Here is an 18,112-nt window from a genome sequence, read left to right on the forward strand (position 1 = left end):
AGCCAGCAAATTGCTGGCTTTTATTTGGCGCATTTAAATACCCTTGGGCTTGGATACAAAATGAGTTCACTCATCGCCTTTAAAATCACATTAAAGTATTTCCTTATCTAGCCAGGTAATTTTGCAATAACTGCTTGCTAAAAGCATTAATTTGATGCTCAACACCGAATTTGCCTTCTATCGTCACATTGTATTGTACAGCAATTTTTTCAACGCCTTCCGACTCAAGAATTACCTTATAAACCTTGTGAGTTAACAACTTTTAATCTTTCGAAGTTTCACAAAGTTCCAATTTTTATTCTTTGGAAATAACGTCCTGATTGATGCGTTTGTCAGCTTGTGTTGCACGAATAAAATCAAGATCACTAGTGATAACTCCAATACCCGATGCGACAACGTCATTGTATGGTTGAGTGATCGGTTCATGTCGAGACCAAAGGTAAACATCCGAACCATAGCTCTGAAGTCTTGATGCTAGGCGTTCAGGATAGCCCCAGAAATACTTTGTCATCGAGGGAGGTATAAAAAGAACAGTGTTCCTACAGGACTCTGGAACTAACCCTGCCCATCCAACTAAAAGATAACCTATTGCGCAATTCTTGACACTATCAACGCTTGCTAACCGCAAAGATGGATCCTTATTTCGAAACCATTCCATACCTTTTGAAGAGGTGATGACAATATGGTTAGGTATTTTTCCTGATAGATACTCATATAGAGTTTCGAATGAACGTATGTCGTTATTCTTTAGGTTTAACCAAAACTCATACTTTGGATATCGTTTATAAAACGCCTCTAACTTGGAAATCTCAAAACCTTTCCCTCTAAATGGGAAGGTCGCACCATCGTCAAACGTGTATCCATATCCTGCATCAATACTTTTCAACTGCTCAAATGATGTTTTATGTACCGGCCCAGAGCCGTTTGTAGCACAATCTAATGTCCAGTCATGAAAAACTACCAGTTGATCATCACTAGTTTTGTGCACATTTAGATGAATTACCTTAGCTCCGGCTGCGATGGAAGAAGCCACAGCTTCTAATGTGTTCTCAACTGAATTGGCCCTTGATGCTTTTATAGAAAGGGAGGTACAGCCAGTTTTATTTAATTTTTCATAGTTAACTGCGCTTCCGCCGCCTCGATAGGCTACAATCTCGCCATGTCGCCGTAGGTCAGGAACGAATACATAAGCATTAATAACCCCTAGAGTAATTATGCAAGCAAGAGGAATCAAAAATATCTTAACTATTTTTATAAACATTTATTATCTGAATCCTTGATAAATAATCGATGAAAGCTAAGGCTCAATTAATAGGGTTAAAAATAGTGGGCTAAAATTTGTAACGCATGAACAAAGCCAACTGTTATTTGTCCGCGTTTACAACTTTGTTAGATGACACTAATTCAGTAATTATTGGAGGCTCATGAGCTAGGATTGATACGCACTCATTCAAACCAATAATTAGATACTCCCGTGCTTCACAAAGCTTGCCTGTCACGAAATGAGCTCGCGTTTTTTCTAAAGAGTTCCAACCACCTTCAATTACTTCAAAACACCAACCTTTAGTCAAATCACATTCGGACCAAAACTCACCCAAGTCACCTTCATCAAGAACCCTAAAGCCCCATGATGCATCAAAATTGGCTTTTATTTTCCAACTCTTTGACTCAACGGTAATATCTAAACCGTTATTAGATAGTTTAACTTCATCAACTATCGTACTGCGATCTGATTTATATGGTGATTCAATTAATAGCACCTTAGGTTCGAATATCGTCATAGTCTTCTAACGCCGCATTAAGGTGCGCCTTAGGCGTCACCTGGAATGCCTTGTTATGTTTCGATTTGGAAGTAATCCTTGAACTTCAGACTCAAAGGCTACTTGCTCATCACTGTTTTCAGTGAAAAAAGCATCGGACGTTTTGAGCTTTTCAAGTAATGAAATAATTGAGTTTATATTTTCAAGTAGCTTGGACAATATTTTCACTCTTTCAATTTCATCACTGTCAGCTTTTGGAAAGCTGACAGTGTATTTTCTATACTCTTGATTTCCGTTCCATTCGTTTTCCCATGATGCGTTATTAAAAATTAAATTTTTAATGTCTTGCACATTTTGCTCGGAGCCAATCAAGTGAACTAAAGCTTCAGGGTTTAACCCTAGATCTTCCATGCAAATATTATGAATAACACTATGCCATGAAAATTTTCCATTATTATAGTTAGTCGCACTTTTCAGCAAATCCAGTATGATACTTCTAATGGAATTACAATGCTCTGTGATAATAAAATCAGACTTTAGTGAATTGATATCAATTTTAGCGGTAGTATGAATATTACAGAGAAGTACTTCAAAAAAGACTTCTATATCATCTGATAATCTATGTACTGCTTTCGTCTTAGCATTTATATGCGAGTGAGGCTGTTCTACAGCTGTATATATGCTTCTCTTTAGCTCTGGTAACCTTGTATGAATCCAGTTTAAAACCTCTTCTGAATCCTTCATGATTTGAGAGCTCATTTGACACAATAAATTATCATTAGTTATCGTTCTCAATCTCATCCATGTATTAAAAACAGTTCCTCTTTTAATTGTTAGCTCTTGATGCTCTCTTTGTTTGAGTTTGATTTCTAACTCATTATGAAAGTAATGAATTATCGGAGTAAAATCGAAGACTTGTACCCTGTTTCCTTCTTCCAAGTCTTTCGATAGTAGAGGTAAAAAGTCACTCAAGTCTCTTTCATCAACCGCTTTAATATATTTGCCCGTAGCTTTGTCAACCAACAAAGAGCGCACAGAAAGATCATTATTCATAAATTGTTACACATTCCTCTAATAAAGTGAGGCTAAATTATACGGTATTTCTAGAAGATGAACCCAAGAAACATAGACATAATGACTCCCACACGGTGCTAGCCTCCGCATTTTCGTGGGTTAGCTTAAAGCCAGAGCCATAATTAGTTTGTCAAATAACTAAATAGCAGAGGCTAGCATGACTAAACATAACGCAGCAAATCGCTGACACCCACCTCTAATTTGCACCTTCCTAAGATACCGCCTAAGCTTTAGTTCTGCACTCAATGGATTGAGGAAACCAAACGATGGCGACTGCCCGTAAAAGACAAATCAGTTTAACCGATACCAAATATTATCACTGTATCTCCCGTTGCGTCAGGCGCGCATTTCTCTGCGGCGAAGATAAATTCACTGGTAAATCATACGAACACCGCAGGGATTGGGTTGAAGAAAAGCTATTGATGTTGGCTTCCATATTTTGCATTGATGTTTGTGCTTATGCTGTGATGAGTAATCATACTCACATTGTGTTATATGTTGATGATAAAAAGGCGAAACGTCTGTCCGATGAAGCGATAGTGATACGATGGCACAAGTTGTTTAAAGGTAATGGGATAAGCCAAAAATTTACTGAAGGTGAGCCACTCAATGAGTCGGAGCAGTTGATATTAGATGAACTGGTTGATAAGTACAGGGAAAGGCTGGCCGATATTAGCTGGTTTGTGCGAGTGCTTAACGAAAACATCGCCCGCCGAGCAAATAAAGAAGACAATTGTACAGGCCGTTTTTGGGAAAGACGGTTTAAATCCCAGGCATTACTGGACGAGGCTGCATTGGCCGCTTGCCTCGCATACGTAGACCTAAACCCAATTAGAGCCAACATCGCCGCAACGCCTGAAACCTCAGACTACACCAGCATCAAAAAACGCATCGACCACGCGAAGATGGGAAAGCAACCAAAAAGCCTACTACGCTTTGTGGGCAGTCCACGAAAACATATGCCAAAAGGCCTGCCTTTTGAACTCAAGTCTTATATCGAATTGGTTGAACTCACAGGCCGCTGTATTCGAGACGACAAGCGAGGCTATATCTTTGAGTCTCAGCCCATACTCACTCGACTCAATATAGAACCTGAGAACTGGATAAAGCTCACTACGCAGTTTTCACGTGTATTTCACGGCGCGGTTGGTCGAGAGCGAACAGTAACCGCCTACTGTGAAACACTACAAAAGCGACGGCGGACAAACCTAACAAACTGCGAGCGCTTGTTGGCTTAGCAAAATTCACATTCTCAACGCTAGAATTTTCTATTGCTGTACTTACAGCGCGTTGTCGTGCGCGACAACCTGGTTTTAGTGTAGAGATACGCTCGAGTGCTAAAAAATAACCTATCGATATACGCTTTTGACCAAAGTGATGCAAGTGCATTCATACGTTTTTACTTGACGTCCTCAGCTTGGGTATTAATAGTAATGGGTGTCATTCGTTTTTTTTGTATGACCGTGCAACTATAATGACCGGGTTGTCACCCGCAACATGTTGAATAAGAGACACTTGATGTTGAGCCTTTTGGTTCGTCGTAAAATCCGTAGGAATGTTGTCACTGCCGCCATGACCTAATCGGTCGTAATAACATGACGTGAATGTCCTTGGTAATTGTTCATTAAACACCAAGCGAAACGCATAATAAAAATGCTACGCGTTGCGAATAACTCTTAAACAGTTTATAGTGATCCGTAAATCGCATTACATCCATTCGTTCTCCAAAGCTCTTGATGAACTAGTTTCCAGTCGAAACTATATGCCTCTTTTAACTGAACTTTCTTAGCTTCGAACGCCTTGTCAGGTTCAGACATTTTTGCGACCATATAACCCAGTAAAACCTTACAGTCTTGCAGCATTTTTAGAAAAGCCAACATCAATTCATCATTAGCTTGAAGCTCTATCTCTATGAGCTGTTCAGTATTGGCTGTAATGACTCCGAAAAACTTGGACATTGCTTCTTGAGCTTGGGCATCTGATTTAAAATTGCCTAATACAACATCCAAACACTTTGCATAGTCTTGGTTCACAGCATAGAGTTGCTCCGCAGAATCCGTATTAGCATGATTAGTTAAAGACACTGTCAGCGCAAGCAAACATAGACTAGTAAGAAACTTCATATGTTTTTCCTCAAACGTATAACGCCCCGAGCAGCGGTGAGGAACATTGGCGGGTTAGAAAAAAGCGCGCCAATGTTACGAATCAGACTGACTTGGCTTGTTATAGCTATACTCTCCCAGTTCCAATACACAAAGAGCACATGACTCCAAAATACTTTCCAGTTCCACCACATCGTGGGCAAGGAACTCCAATCAAAAACTCTATTTTCACTGCTATACCACCTTCCATCTTTGATTTTTTGGGGCTAACGAATTGAAGATCAGAATCCTCTACAGTCTTTGCAGTAAATGTTTCCATACCCAATCCATTTTCTACAGCCTTTGCAATACCCTGAGCTACTATCAGCTATCAGCTTTTTTATTTCCAAATCAAGATTTTTATTATTCATTTCTTCCCCCCAATCTCAGGCTTTTTCGAACATATCGGACAAGCTTCTCCAAGTATATTGATAGATCCACAAACACCACAAGTCCAAGTTACCTCACCATTGTAAGTAGAAAATTTCTTAAAATTCATTCAAACCTCCAGATTGTTTATCCAAATTAAGTGGAACCTTGTTTCTACATGTGCACATCGAATTACTGGGCTATAACGCCCCGCACAGGGTCAGACAAATAAGCGTAGCGTTTTGGCTGTCCCAGCGACCAACGGGAGTGATTGCTGCGGCTCGTTATACCTTTTTGGCAACAATTAGCATGCCTTCTGTATAACTGTAGCCATAACCATAACCGTAGCCGCCAATGTTACCCTGAGGCCCTTTCTCCCAGTTATAATTTCCGGAGGTTATTGGTGAAACGGAAACCACTTCAAAACCGTCATTGTTAAGGTCATTAATTGCTACTTGTAGATCTTCTTGCAATTGATAACCATCAATCTCTTTATCAGACCAACCCGTTTGCTCCCACTTTTCTTCTTTTGTTGTGATTTCTTTTTGACCAAAGAATCCATCTTTATATTGTCCAGTGCCTACTTTAACCGTTTTGTTTTTCCCGATAGGTTTTGGTTTCGCAGGTACGAAAACAGTTATGTTCCTCATCATTACTCCTTGTTACAGTTGGGTATAACGCCGCGCTCTGCGGAAATTTAGGAGCGCCAGCGAGTAAACTTTCCGTAGCAGCGCCTTGTTAGCTCTACTAGCAATGACTAGATTTTTGCAGTTGATTTAGCACATCCAAAGCCAGCTCTTCATCCCTATCAAAGCTACTATTCAAAAAACATTGGTGTCTTGGTTTGCTCAGGCCATGAAGGCACGCAAACTCTCTAATAAAGCTATTTTTAGATTTCATAAGATCTTTCATTCCGGTTGATGAAGCTAGTTGCATTAACTCTGTTTTTATTTCCTCGCAATTATGCTGGACACCGTTAATTGCTAGAACCGCCAAAGATTGCTCCGAAACTGGAGACAAATCAATATTACCATCAACCCGAACAGGCTCATTTCCTTCAGCACGAACAAGTTGAGCAGCAGAGTGGGTGGCATTTACCCCCATAGACAAGACATCAGTAAAGTCTCTGGATGAAACGGCTTCCATTGTTTTAGCAATCAAATACATGTCAGGGCGATTTTTTAAAATTTCAGAAATTTTACCTAAATATTCTCTACTAGATAAATACAGTAGCCTTCCCGATAAATATCTAAGCTTTGGGGTTATTCTTTTTTCAGCATATGGTGATAATGAACTGTCTTCAGCTAGCAATTCTGCCAATCTTTCAGAGAAAGACTCCTCGCACTTCTTTGCTTGGGCTAGCAAACCATTTATAGTTATTGACTTTACAGACCTAGTTGCCCATTTATACTTTCGCATCCAGTCTTGAAATTTTTGTAAATAATTTGAAGATTTAACGGCATCTGAATAATCAACAATAGGGATTCGAATGTTGTTTCTCTGGAAGCTTTGTTGTAGTGCATTCTTTTTTGATGGGTTTGCGAGCAAAAATCTTTTTACATCACTTATTAAGGAAACCCATTCATTCCCAATAGCGTTATCAAAATCAAACTCCCCTTCTAGCCATTCTTCACATGAGACTTGAAAATCTTTATCTCCATCATGGAGTACTAAGTTGAGCTCGTTAAATTTCTCCTCAAGCCTTTCTCTCCACGAAGAAACTTGCTCAGAAGTTCCCACAAAAACTACATCATCAACATAACGCCAGTAGTTTCCATTTGAAATCTCATTCATTTCCTCATCAATGCGATCAAGTAATAAATTAGCGATCAGATGACTAAACGTCGGGCCAGTTAATAAGCCCTTACCAGTTCCATCCTGCTCGGAGACCTTCTTGTGATTTTCAAGTATTTTAAGGCCAAGTTGTTCGTATTTTTGATTTAATTCTGACTGTTGGCATGCTTTTTTCCAAGCTGATACAGCATCTACTGAAGCTATGCTTGGGTAAAACTTTTTAATATCGGTGTAGAGAACTAATCCATTTTCAGTTTTCCAACACGAATCTGATATGGACTTATGCCTTTCCCTGAAACCATCAAAATATGGCTTAAACACACCGTTTTTTTCTTTCTCAGAAGATAATCGGTAGCTATAAACATAAGGTTTGGGTTTGAACACTTCATGCTTGGCAAGTTCAGTAATTAAAGCTACTTCAGCCAAAGCTTCGCTAGGTGCAGGGACATATATATCTCTGTGTACAAAATCATCTTCAGCAACATCTTTAAAATGATACATCCTTAGATACCCAAAACTCTCATTTTGAGTCGTGAGCCTAGTACACACATCTTTAACCCAACGATTTTGCCGTCCAACTGAACTTTCTAAATAGTAACGAAGCGCAAGGTATGGGAAGATATCTCTCCTGCGATATTGATTAAGGGCTTTAACCGCAAGTTCGTTACTCATTCTTGAACCTCAACAGGAAGATCAAACCTCATAACAGTCAATCTTACAGGGAAGCTTCCTTCCTTAATTGGCTGCTTACACTTTACTTCTGTCTGCGCATACCAATTTGAGCCTTCTAATTCTGCTTGGCTACCTATTAAGTTTATGAATGACTCTTTGAGCCACTTAATAGCTCTAGAAAAGAAAGTAACTACATTTTTTCTTTGAGGCTCAATCCAAATGGCAGTGCTCATAGAGTCTCTGCTATGTAAAAAAATATCATCAAATTGGGGCTTGGCCTTTTTCCAGTTACCAGAGCTCTCAAGGAAACCTGTAAAATTAGTCAGCAAGAGCATTCTTGCATGACAATCATGACTTAAAAGAGTCATTCGCTTAATTAAATCAACCGTACTTACCTTACTTAATGTGTCCCATTCCAATATTTCAAATTTTATCCATATTGCTTGATCCTCAAGCATCTCTTTCAAATCTTCTAGCTGTTTTTGTAAATACCCTCTGGCAGTCTCAGATATCTCTCCAGCTATAATTGTAATTTCTAACGGATGGCGTGGAAGGACGTTACTTTTTCTAAGTTCATATAGAGTACAAAGTATACTAACTATTGCAGCGCCAGAACCACTTGGGAGATCCGCGACAAAAACCTTATTTCCTGCAAAGATTGAAGCATAAGCATCAGAAACTTCAGACAGTTTTGCTTTAGGATCTAATAATGACAAAATGACTCGCGCGCACGACCCGTTATAACGCCAAGCAAGATGTTTGTCGGTATCCTCTTTCGATATACCACCTTCAAAACCCTTAGGAGCCTTTTTATTAGCCAAGTCCATAATTGAATTTTCATTCAACAGCCCTTTCCACAGGTCGACTAGATGACTTGGTAGTAAAATATTTTCTGTCTTTTCACACCATAAACTGTCTGGCAGATTTTCTGTCTTTATGAATCTGTTTTTCAAGTATCTACCCTTGTTAATTCTGACAAGATCATTAATTACGATAAGTCGCTCAAGCCTATTCAGAGAGCTAACATTTTATTCGTGCGCATGCGCGTTTACCTCGTTGGACCAGTGAAAACGCGCGCAGTTAACTATCAGTATGTAAAGAACTTATCAGCATTCTTCTAAATATACCATCTAGAAAAATGCGCATGCGCGTTTCCCAAACCTATTATCTCAAATCGAAAATAAATAACCTCTTGATAAAAATAATATTTTTAATTTATTCATGCGTAAACGCGCAAAAATTTTTTCATTATTTCCCTTGATATCCGAGAACTTCAGACAATACTGTATATATACACAGAAATGTGAAATAAGGAGTTATCATGAGTCTAAAAAGCCCATTTCTGAAAGGCCTTCAGGGAGAAATGCGTATGCGTGGTTACAGCATTAGAACAGAAAAAACCTACCTATATTGGATTAAGGCATTCATTAACTTTCACCACAAGCGTCACCCTGAGACAATGGGAACGGAAGAGGTTACACAATTTTTAACTTTCCTTGCCAACCAACGAAATGTGGCTATCAACACACAAAAAATTGCACTTAACGCGTTAGCCTATTTGTATCAGAAGCATTTGCACCATGAGCTTGGGGATTTAGGCTTTTGCTATGCCACTAAACAAAGACATTTACCTACGATGTTATCCCCATCAGAAATCTCACTAATACTAAATGAACTTGATGGCCGCGATAGACTAATAATAGAACTACTCTATGGTAGCGGACTAAGAGTTTCAGAATGCCTCAGGTTACGTATCCAAGATATTGATATTGATAGAGCTTCGCTGACCGTTAGAGACGGAAAAGGGCATAAAGATAGGCAAACCATCCTCAGCAATAGATGCTAAAAAAGTTGGTCACGCATTCCACTGCTGAATCGAAATGGAGCAGAAATGAGTTGACTAACCGGCCGCTATGTAGAATAAGGCTAACATTGACGACCGTCTCTTGTTTGCTCGAAGGCGAACTCTAAACCCGCTCTTTTTGACTGTAAGATCGGATACGATACTACCCTGTTTACTTGCACGAGCATTGTTAGCGGTACTCTACTCTAAGCTTTATCACCATTCGAAGATGTGTGCCATTTTCGAAATCGTTTTCAGCCCAACGCCATGGCCATTTCGTTTGGCGTATAAATGTTGTAGTGACTTATCCCTAATTTCACCAACGATCACTTCTTTAACTTGATAACCCATCGCAGTAGCCGCAGAGGCGTAAGCAACAAATTCCCACTTTTTAATATTGGTGTTATCAACGACCACAAGCGGGATCCCCTCTGCTAGTGCGTTTATAAAACGGGCAAGATTTAAATTGTGGTACTCGGACAAGCGCTGCTTTTCAAAGTGATACTCACCATTTTCATTAACGAAAAAGTCGTCCGTTGAGCAAATAAAATACTGTGTTTCATCACCAGCAACTAAGTCATCAGCTAGCGTTTGCGCGTAATGCGATTTACCAGAGCCTGGTAGCCCCCTCAAAATAAAAACTTGTTTCATCGAATTTTGAACGTCACTGTTAGTATTATTTAAGTAATTTTTATCATCGAATGTTCATAATGCCACAACATCGGTATTTTTTCATGGTTTTAGTCGTTTAATTGAGTGTAGTTTTTTGCATTTCAGTGTTTTTTTATTTGTTCATCGCAGGTAAGATACGGCTTACATGACGATAAGACATTCTGTCTTTTAATTTACAAATAAAAAATAAATCATTTGGAGTAAAGATGAGCCACACAGCGATAACGGAGCTACTAGCAGGCACCGTTGCGGTTGACAGCCAAGTTACAGTAAAAGGCTGGATCCGTACACGACGTGATTCAAAAGCAGGTATTTCATTTCTAGCCGTTCATGACGGTTCTTGTTTTGACCCTATTCAAGCCGTAGTCCCTAATTCGCTGAATAATTATGACGAAGTGACTCGTCTTACTGCTGGGTGTTCAGTAGCGGTGACCGGTGTGCTTGTACAATCTCAAGGTCAAGGTCAATCTTTTGAGATCCAAGCTAACAGTGTTGAAGTATTAGGCTGGGTTGAGAATCCTGATTCTTACCCTATGGCGGCAAAGCGCCATAGTATTGAATACTTACGCGAACATGCACACCTTCGCCCGCGCACTAACGTAATGGGCGCAGTGACACGTGTGCGTAACTGTCTTGCACAAGCTATCCACCGCTTTTATCACGAGCGTGGCTACCAGTGGATCAGCACACCTATCATTACCGCGAGTGACTGTGAAGGTGCAGGCGAGATGTTCCGTGTATCTACACTTGATATGAACAACCTACCACGCACAGACAAAGGCGATGTAGACTATTCAGAAGACTTTTTTGGTAAAGAAGCATTCTTGACGGTATCAGGTCAGCTTAACGGTGAAACCTACGCCAGTGCCCTTTCAAAAATCTACACGTTTGGCCCGACATTCCGCGCTGAGAACTCAAACACGTCTCGCCACCTAGCTGAGTTTTGGATGGTTGAGCCTGAAGTTGCGTTTGCCGACCTGAACGACATCGCAGCACTTGCAGAAGATATGTTGAAGTATGTGTTTAAAGCAGTACTTGACGAACGTCGTGATGATATGGAATTTTTCGCACAACGCATCGAAAAAGATGCCATTACTCGCCTAGAGTCATTCATCGACAAAGACTTTGCTCAGGTAGATTACACAGATGCTATCGACATTCTTAAAGCATGTGATAAAGAGTTTGAATTCCCTGTTGAATGGGGCGTCGACTTACAGTCTGAGCACGAACGCTACCTAGCTGAAGTACACTTTAACGCACCGGTAGTAATCAAAAACTATCCTCGTGATATTAAAGCGTTCTACATGCGTCAAAACGAAGACGGTAAAACCGTTGCCGCAATGGACGTTGTTGCACCTGGTATTGGTGAAATCATTGGTGGCTCACAACGTGAAGAGCGTTTAGATGTGCTAGATGCGCGTCTTGAAGAAATGGGCTTGAACAAAGAAGATTACAGCTGGTACCGTGACCTACGTAAGTATGGAACAGTGCCTCACTCAGGCTTTGGTCTTGGCTTCGAGCGTTTGGTTGCATATGTAACGGGTATGGGCAACGTACGTGACGTGATTGCATTCCCACGCACAAAAGGTAGTGCAACGTACTAAGCCTTAGTAATACCAAAGTTGTGCTCTTATCGACTTTGGTTAAATGTAAAAAGGCCTTCATTTAGAAGGCCTTTTTGTTTGTGTAACAAATACTATTTATTACAAAACTTCTAGTAGCTCAACGTCGAAGATTAACGTTGAGAAAGGTGCGATTGATGCACCCGCACCGCGCTCACCGTATGCAAGCTCGTGTGGAATGTATAGACGCCATTTAGAGCCAGCAGGCATCATTTGTAGTGCCTCAGTCCAGCCTTTGATAACACCATTTACAGGGAATTCAGCTGGCTGACCACGCTCGTATGAGCTATCAAACGTTGTACCGTTAATAAGTGTACCGTGGTAATGAACGCGTACTTTTGATTCCGCTTCAGGCTTAGCACCTTCGCCTGTTTCAACAACCTCGTATTGAAGGCCAGACTCAGTTACCGTTACTTCTGCACGTTTTGCATTTTCCTCAAGGAATGCAATGCCCTCAGCAGCCAATACTTTCGCTTCTTCTTCACGACGCTGTTGGATCTCAGCATTGATCTTTTCAAATGCTGCTTGGATTTCAGGGATCTCAACGCGGAAGCTGTCACCAGCATAAGCGTCTTTCATACCTTCGAATACAGAGTTAAGGTTTAAGCCTTCGAAAGGATTCGCTTTTAATTGCTCACCCATCTGTAAGCCAATACCATAGCTCGCTTTATCTGCGTCTGTGTTGAATTGAGACATAGTCTTTCCATATTTTTATTTAACAAGAATTTATGATTGTATCACAGCAAAATTACTCAAGATACCGAAGCTGCTGGAATATCAAGCACTCGAGCTCAGCTGCAAAGACAAAAAAACCGCTAACTAGCGGCTTTTTCTTCGGCGTATTGTTTGAGTTTTTTCATCACAAAGGTTGCAAACGGTAGTAACAAAACTAAGCCAACATTTAGCTCGTCACTGTATTCACCTAAGCTACCAGTAAAATAGTGACCAAAACCAATAACACCACACAATGCAATAACCACACTCGCCAATTGCGGCCAGCTCTTTTCATATTTTGTTATTAAGTGGCCTGCCAGACAATTAAATAAAAACACATGTAATAGTGTCATCGTTATGTCTGGATCTTGTTGCGAGTCAATCGATAGCGTAAGCGCCATGTTGAGACCACTAAGATAAAAATAACTAAATACAATCCAAAGAGAACTATGTTTTATTATTACAATATTACTAGCCGCTGACATGTACGCCTCCAAACGAAAAAAACCGCCAAATAAAGGCGGTTTTGGGAATGAGGTGGCGGAGAGATAGGGATTTGAACCCTAGATACGCTATTAACGTATGCCGGTTTTCAAGACCGGTGCTTTCAACCACTCAGCCATCTCTCCGTTGTTGGCGCGCATTCTATGTATTAAATACCCGCTTGTAAAGCTCTATTTTGATTTTTGCATTTAATCGAGCAAATTACGGTCAATAATATTGCTTTGGTCTCTTAGCGATATAGGCAAACACACTACTAGCCACAACCACTCCAATAATAATGATCCCCGAGTCAATCATACCAACAACGGCATTTTTTGCCGGTAACACCCGCTCAATGATGACAGGTATTGTCGACACTAATACCACGGTACTAAGGACTTTAAATGCTCTAGAAAAGTCGAATCGCTTGGTATAACTCATCCATGTAGTTAATACACCTAATACTATGATTGGTGCAAGTAGGTTCATCCAAATTTGGCTGGTATAGCTTGAAAGCATCACAGTCGCGGAGCATCCTATTAGGCTCCAAATGATCCAGGCAGTCCAATTTTCCCGTTCTTTTAAAAATAAATTACCCATGACACATCTTCTTTCAATTAGCTTATTATTTTTTATTGTTATAGAAAACAGGATTTACTGTCTTAGAGTAGCAAACATAATGGCTATAAAACAACCACATCGACTGAGACAGTTTAATTTGTGGAAAGTTCAAGAAAAAATACCAAAGTATCCGTTACCACAGCATTAATCATTGCACAAAAAAAGCACAGCTATTGCTGTGCTTTTTAGGGGTTATTTTGAAGTGATAAAGTTAACTGTCTGCTTTATCAAGTTCATCTATTAATAACTTGGTTTCATCAGCTCTTGGTTTAGTGAATCTAGCTAACCCAAGATAAACGACAGGTGTGAGGTATAAAGTAAAGAATACAGCTAACCCAAGACCACCAAACACAACCCAGCCAATCGCATTTCTCGACTCAGCACCTGCGCCAACCGATAAAATCAACGGTAATGCACCTAGTAATGTCGACACCAATGTCATCATGATCGGACGTAAACGTATTACCGCAGCCTCTTCTACTGCTTGCCTAACAGTACGTCCTTTGTCACGTAATTGATCCGCGAATTCAACCAATAAAATTGCATTTTTAGCAATTAGCCCTATCAGCATGACTAAACCAATTTGAGAATAGATATTAAGTGAAGTGCCGGTTAGATAAAGTGCGAGTATCGCTGAGGAGATCCCAAACGGCACGGTTATCATCACAACAACCGCACTATTCACGCTTTCAAATTGTGCAGCAAGTACTAGCAATACAATTAAAAAGGCCAACACGTAAGTCAATAACACCTCATTAGCAGTCTCTTCAAACGTTAACGCTTCCCCTTTGAACGCCAAGGTTACGCTATCCGGTAAGCTACGCTCTGCTAGCGTGCGTAACTGTTCAACTACTTCAGCCATTGGTATTGCTTCAGGCTGCTTCATATCAAGCTCAATACTACGACGCTGAGCATGACGCTCAAGCTCAGCCGCAACGCCCTCTTCTACAATTACCGCGAGGCTACTGAGTGGGACTAATGCACCAGAGCGACTACCCACGTAGAGATTGGCCAAGTCACTGGGATCTCGAATAGTATGATTTTGTGCTTGGAGCATGATAGGAATAGATTGATCGCCAACATTAAGGTCGGCAACATCATCTCCATTGATTGCAGCCCTGAGAGTGGTTGAGATGTCACTCAAACTCACACCAAGCTCTTCTGCTCTGCGGCGGTCAATGTTAACACGAAGCTGAGGTTGCGAAGGTTGATAAGATATTTGCACAGGAGCCGCATCCGGCATTTCTTTTTCAACTAAAGCAGCAAACGTCTGCGCTGCTTTGAATATTTCAAGGTAGTCATTACCAAGTAACGCAAGTTCAATTCCCCCACCTTGACCTCTTAGGTTTAGGCTATTTGCGCCAAAAGCGCGTGCCGGGGCACCAGGAATATTACCAAGGGGAGCTCGGATTTTGTCAATAATCTCTTGTTGTGAGAAATGCCTTTCATCCCAGTGCTTTAATGGCACAGTAATAAACACAATATTGGGATCCCACTGGCCAACTACAGTGTAAATAGACTCTATCTCGCCACTCTCTACAAACGGTAACAAAATGTCTTCCATTTGCTTGGCTTGCCTATCCATAAAGTTAAGACCAACACCGTCAGGCCCTCTAGCGAATATTCGGATCTTACCTCTGTCTTCTGATGGTAACAGCTCATTGTCTAGCTGTGTATACAGCGCGCCTGATAGTCCAGCGACAATCACAAATATGCCAAACGTAAGCCAAGCATGATCTAGTACCCAATGGATCGTACCACGGTACCAAGTCGCGAGCTTAACTCCCGCTTCAGAGAAAATGTGCTTTTTACCATCTTGTTTTAATTTTAGCTTTGAAGTCAGTGCCGGTACTAACGATAAAGCTACAAACGAGGAAATAATCACAGCTCCTGCCAGCACACCACCAAACTCTCTAAATAATCGACCAGCCGTTGAGGGTAAAAAGGCAATGGGCACAAATACCGCAGCCAATACTGCTGTTGTGGCCACCACAGCAAAAAAGACTTCTCGGGTGCCTAATACCGCCGCTGCACGACGGCCAATCCCTTCCCCGCGACGACGCTGGATATTCTCACTGACTATGATGGCATCATCAACAATAAGCCCTGTCGCCAAGACTAATGCCAGCAGAGTAAGAATATTCACTGAAAATCCCAGCGCCCAAATAAGTGCCAGCGAGCCGATCAGCGCAACTGGGATGGCAAAAGCAGGGATCAGCGTTGCACGCCATGAACCGATAAAAACCCACAGTGTGAACACGACTAGTAATATAGTTATCACCAAAGAGCTAAGCACTTCATCCACTGACGAACGGATAAACTGGGCATCATCAGAGGTAACAGAAAGCGCGAGATCAGGAAATCGTGCTTTAGTTTTCTCAACAAGCTGTAACACTTCATCGGAGATCTCAATGGTGTTGGACTGGGCTTGACGAATAATTTCAAGACCAATGACAGGTTCACCATCTAGCCGTACCATAGAGCGAGGATCTGCTGGACCGAAATACACAGACGCAATGTCTCCAATGCGTGTATCACCTCGAATGATGATGTCACTGATCTGCTCTGCGGTAATAGAGGTCGCGTCTGCACGAACAATCAGCTGCTGGTCATCTGATTTCAAGCTACCGGCAGGCACATCAAATGGCGCTTGTTTAAGTGCAGCTGCTACATCTGGCACTGTTAAGTTAAAACTCGTCAACTTGAGTGGATCAAGCCTTACCCTAAGCACTCGCTCTCGGTCACCGTTGAGGCGAACATCTGCAACACCTGGAATGGTTAAAAATTGTGGTGCTAAATCTTTCTCAACACGCTCGGTTAGACCTTCAAGTGTCAATGAAGCCGAGCTTACCGTTAAAGACACAACAGCTTCAGCGTCATTATCCGCTTTTATTATCGAAACACGCTCAACTTCTTCAGGCAACTCTCTTTGTACTCGCGATACAGATTCACGGGTTTCGTTTGCCGCATCATCGAGGTTAATCCCAGGACGAAACTCAACAACAATGCGCGCATTATTTTCTTCGCTTTGCGCACGGATGCTTTTGACTCCGCTTACCCGAGCTACTGCGCCCTCTAGCTTACTGGTTACTTCGGTATCGACGGTTTCGGGAGAGCCACCAGGAAAAGAAGCTGAAACAGTTAATCTTGGCCTATCTACATCAGGCAATTCCCGTACTTCTACACCGGCTATTGCCGCAATTCCCGCAATAATGATTAACAAATTTAAAACGACGATAAGTACCGGACGGCGAATGGCCATTGACGGTAAATCTTGTAGTTGTGGTAAATCAGGCTTGGTCACAGTTTATTCCCTCGCCAGCACATTTGTAATTGCAATCTCTTGACCAGGACGAAGTCGTTGCCCCCCTTCAACAACTAATAACTCTCTTGCTGCTAACTCCCCAGACACCAGTAACTTGCCGGGTAAGCGTTGCTGGATTTTCACATCAACCCGTTTAGCTTTACCATTTTCTTCTTTCCATACATAAGGACCTGTTGCCCCCCACAGAAGCGCAGCTTCTGGAATAACTGCAAATTCTTGGCCTAGCAAAGTTAGAGATACTCTAAAGCTCATGCCCGGTAAAAACCGCGCATTTTGATTGTCGAAAATGGCTTTCACTCTCAAGGTTCTTGCTGTCGGGTCTATCCGCGAGTCCATCTGAGCTATATCAGCACTAATGCGGGTGTCATTATCATTCCATGGTGTTAGTAGAACGTTATCAATCGCTTTGAGCATGCTGTAAGCCGATTCAGGTGCGGCAAATTGAACGTAAAGTTTGTCGAAATTATCAATACTGGCAATCGCGGTTTGTGTTGTAATACGGTCGCCCACTTCAACGTCAGTTAACCCCATCACGCCACTAAACGGCGCAATAACGCGGCGATCTTCAAGCTCGTTTTCGGCTTGTACTACTGCAACTTTTGCAAGATCACGCTCTGTTACCGCCTTATCTAACTCATTGATAGGCACGGCTCCGCGCTTTTGGCTGTCGGTCAAACGCTCAACTGTACGTTGTGCATCAGCCAAGCGAATTTGTGCTTCTTTCAGCGCAGCTTTTTGACGGCGTGAATCTAATTCAAGTAACAAGGTGCCTGCTTCTACATGGTCGCCCGGACTAAAATGCACGGCGGTTACCTTGTCTCCTGTTGCGGGATAAAGTATGATTGATTGGATCGCTTCTGCATTGCCTACAGCTTGGATTTGCTCACTGCTACTTTCAAATTGAATTGGCTCTGCAATCACTTGCGAAGGTTTTGCCTGCACGGCGCTGGTTATCAACATGGTAGCTACAATAGCTACCAAGCGCGTTACTTTACACATATTAACCTTATAAACTACCTTTA

At 41.4% G+C, this 18,112-nt stretch carries 15 protein-coding genes, 1 tRNA gene and 1 pseudogene; 3 read left to right on the top strand and 14 right to left on the bottom strand.

The window, feature by feature from the left end; genetic code table 11:
- Window positions 1–295 precede the first annotated feature (295 nt).
- From HUZ36_RS00625 to HUZ36_RS00635, 3 genes are all read right to left on the bottom strand, one after another.
- Window positions 296–1,261: a glycerophosphodiester phosphodiesterase family protein gene (locus tag HUZ36_RS00625; RefSeq protein WP_176031743.1), complete on the bottom strand. Its 966-nt coding sequence runs from the start codon at window positions 1,259–1,261 to the stop codon at window positions 296–298.
- Between the two features lie 103 nt (window positions 1,262–1,364).
- A complete protein-coding gene (locus HUZ36_RS00630) occupies window positions 1,365–1,781 on the bottom strand; it encodes a hypothetical protein (protein WP_176031744.1) in 417 nt (138 codons plus the stop codon).
- 36 nt (window positions 1,782–1,817) lie between these two features.
- On the bottom strand, window positions 1,818–2,813 hold the full coding sequence (locus HUZ36_RS00635) for a hypothetical protein (protein ID WP_176031745.1): 996 nt from the start codon (window positions 2,811–2,813) through the stop codon (window positions 1,818–1,820).
- Between the two features lie 287 nt (window positions 2,814–3,100).
- Between HUZ36_RS00635 and HUZ36_RS00640 the strand changes: the two genes are divergently transcribed.
- Complete coding sequence (locus HUZ36_RS00640; protein ID WP_176031746.1) at window positions 3,101–4,072, top strand: transposase; 972 nt, start codon at window positions 3,101–3,103, stop codon at window positions 4,070–4,072.
- Between the two features lie 447 nt (window positions 4,073–4,519).
- On the opposite strand, the gene HUZ36_RS00645 is transcribed toward HUZ36_RS00640, so the two are convergent.
- The 4 genes from HUZ36_RS00645 to HUZ36_RS00660 form a co-directional block, all read right to left on the bottom strand.
- Window positions 4,520–4,957: a hypothetical protein gene (locus HUZ36_RS00645; RefSeq protein WP_176031747.1), complete on the bottom strand. Its 438-nt coding sequence runs from the start codon at window positions 4,955–4,957 to the stop codon at window positions 4,520–4,522.
- Window positions 4,958–5,628: 671 nt separating this feature from the next.
- A complete protein-coding gene (locus HUZ36_RS00650) occupies window positions 5,629–5,994 on the bottom strand; it encodes a hypothetical protein (protein WP_217704558.1) in 366 nt (121 codons plus the stop codon).
- Window positions 5,995–6,091: 97 nt separating this feature from the next.
- A complete protein-coding gene (locus HUZ36_RS00655; protein ID WP_176031749.1) occupies window positions 6,092–7,810 on the bottom strand; it encodes an RNA-directed DNA polymerase in 1,719 nt (572 codons plus the stop codon).
- Window positions 7,807–8,763 carry a hypothetical protein gene (locus tag HUZ36_RS00660; protein ID WP_176031750.1) on the bottom strand — a complete coding sequence of 319 codons (957 nt, stop codon included), beginning with the start codon at window positions 8,761–8,763 and terminating at the stop codon, window positions 7,807–7,809. The genes HUZ36_RS00655 and HUZ36_RS00660 overlap by 4 nt, the downstream gene beginning before the upstream one ends.
- A gap of 368 nt (window positions 8,764–9,131) precedes the next feature.
- Between HUZ36_RS00660 and HUZ36_RS00665 the strand changes: the two are divergent.
- A pseudogene (locus tag HUZ36_RS00665) lies at window positions 9,132–9,653 on the top strand (phage integrase N-terminal SAM-like domain-containing protein); the annotation flags it as partial.
- Between the two features lie 216 nt (window positions 9,654–9,869).
- Here HUZ36_RS00665 and HUZ36_RS00670 read toward each other — a convergent pair.
- Window positions 9,870–10,304, bottom strand: coding sequence for an AAA family ATPase (locus tag HUZ36_RS00670; RefSeq protein WP_176031751.1), 435 nt, complete (start codon window positions 10,302–10,304; stop codon window positions 9,870–9,872).
- Window positions 10,305–10,531: 227 nt separating this feature from the next.
- Between HUZ36_RS00670 and asnS the strand changes: the two genes are divergently transcribed.
- Window positions 10,532–11,929, top strand: coding sequence for an asparagine--tRNA ligase (asnS, locus tag HUZ36_RS00675; protein WP_125253939.1), 1,398 nt, complete (start codon window positions 10,532–10,534; stop codon window positions 11,927–11,929).
- 99 nt (window positions 11,930–12,028) lie between these two features.
- Here the strand turns inward: asnS and HUZ36_RS00680 are convergent, their stop codons facing one another.
- From HUZ36_RS00680 to HUZ36_RS00705, 6 genes are all read right to left on the bottom strand, one after another.
- Window positions 12,029–12,643 (bottom strand): FKBP-type peptidyl-prolyl cis-trans isomerase, encoded by a 615-nt coding sequence (locus HUZ36_RS00680; RefSeq protein WP_125253938.1) that lies wholly within the window; start codon window positions 12,641–12,643, stop codon window positions 12,029–12,031.
- Between the two features lie 119 nt (window positions 12,644–12,762).
- Window positions 12,763–13,146, bottom strand: coding sequence for a hypothetical protein (locus HUZ36_RS00685; RefSeq protein WP_125253937.1), 384 nt, complete (start codon window positions 13,144–13,146; stop codon window positions 12,763–12,765).
- A gap of 53 nt (window positions 13,147–13,199) precedes the next feature.
- Window positions 13,200–13,290, bottom strand: a tRNA-Ser gene (locus HUZ36_RS00690).
- A gap of 82 nt (window positions 13,291–13,372) precedes the next feature.
- Window positions 13,373–13,744 carry a hypothetical protein gene (locus HUZ36_RS00695; protein WP_176031752.1) on the bottom strand — a complete coding sequence of 124 codons (372 nt, stop codon included), beginning with the start codon at window positions 13,742–13,744 and terminating at the stop codon, window positions 13,373–13,375.
- Between the two features lie 232 nt (window positions 13,745–13,976).
- Window positions 13,977–17,027 carry an efflux RND transporter permease subunit gene (locus HUZ36_RS00700; protein WP_176031800.1) on the bottom strand — a complete coding sequence of 1,017 codons (3,051 nt, stop codon included), beginning with the start codon at window positions 17,025–17,027 and terminating at the stop codon, window positions 13,977–13,979.
- A gap of 45 nt (window positions 17,028–17,072) precedes the next feature.
- Entirely contained in the window at window positions 17,073–18,089 is a 1,017-nt protein-coding gene (locus HUZ36_RS00705; RefSeq protein WP_176031753.1) for an efflux RND transporter periplasmic adaptor subunit, read from the bottom strand.
- Between the last annotated feature and the right edge of the window lie 23 nt (window positions 18,090–18,112).

This window comes from Pseudoalteromonas sp. McH1-7 (assembly GCF_013366255.1).
GTDB classification, from domain to species: domain Bacteria; phylum Pseudomonadota; class Gammaproteobacteria; order Enterobacterales; family Alteromonadaceae; genus Pseudoalteromonas; species Pseudoalteromonas peptidolytica.

Bases quoted from the DNA above. Each gene is read 5' to 3' on its own strand.
- HUZ36_RS00640 (WP_176031746.1), top strand. From the start codon at position 3,101: ATGGCGACTGCCCGTAAAAGACAAATCAGTTTAACCGATACCAAATAT.
- HUZ36_RS00705 (WP_176031753.1), bottom strand. From the start codon at position 18,089: ATGTGTAAAGTAACGCGCTTGGTAGCTATTGTAGCTACCATGTTGATA.
- HUZ36_RS00630 (WP_176031744.1), bottom strand. From the start codon at position 1,781: ATGACGATATTCGAACCTAAGGTGCTATTAATTGAATCACCATATAAA.
- HUZ36_RS00655 (WP_176031749.1), bottom strand. From the start codon at position 7,810: ATGAGTAACGAACTTGCGGTTAAAGCCCTTAATCAATATCGCAGGAGA.
- HUZ36_RS00650 (WP_217704558.1), bottom strand. From the start codon at position 5,994: ATGAGGAACATAACTGTTTTCGTACCTGCGAAACCAAAACCTATCGGG.
- HUZ36_RS00625 (WP_176031743.1), bottom strand. From the start codon at position 1,261: ATGTTTATAAAAATAGTTAAGATATTTTTGATTCCTCTTGCTTGCATA.
- HUZ36_RS00680 (WP_125253938.1), bottom strand. From the start codon at position 12,643: ATGTCTCAATTCAACACAGACGCAGATAAAGCGAGCTATGGTATTGGC.
- HUZ36_RS00645 (WP_176031747.1), bottom strand. From the start codon at position 4,957: ATGAAGTTTCTTACTAGTCTATGTTTGCTTGCGCTGACAGTGTCTTTA.
- HUZ36_RS00635 (WP_176031745.1), bottom strand. From the start codon at position 2,813: ATGAATAATGATCTTTCTGTGCGCTCTTTGTTGGTTGACAAAGCTACG.
- HUZ36_RS00700 (WP_176031800.1), bottom strand. From the start codon at position 17,027: ATGGCCATTCGCCGTCCGGTACTTATCGTCGTTTTAAATTTGTTAATC.
- HUZ36_RS00695 (WP_176031752.1), bottom strand. From the start codon at position 13,744: ATGGGTAATTTATTTTTAAAAGAACGGGAAAATTGGACTGCCTGGATC.
- HUZ36_RS00685 (WP_125253937.1), bottom strand. From the start codon at position 13,146: ATGTCAGCGGCTAGTAATATTGTAATAATAAAACATAGTTCTCTTTGG.
- asnS (WP_125253939.1), top strand. From the start codon at position 10,532: ATGAGCCACACAGCGATAACGGAGCTACTAGCAGGCACCGTTGCGGTT.
- HUZ36_RS00670 (WP_176031751.1), bottom strand. From the start codon at position 10,304: ATGAAACAAGTTTTTATTTTGAGGGGGCTACCAGGCTCTGGTAAATCG.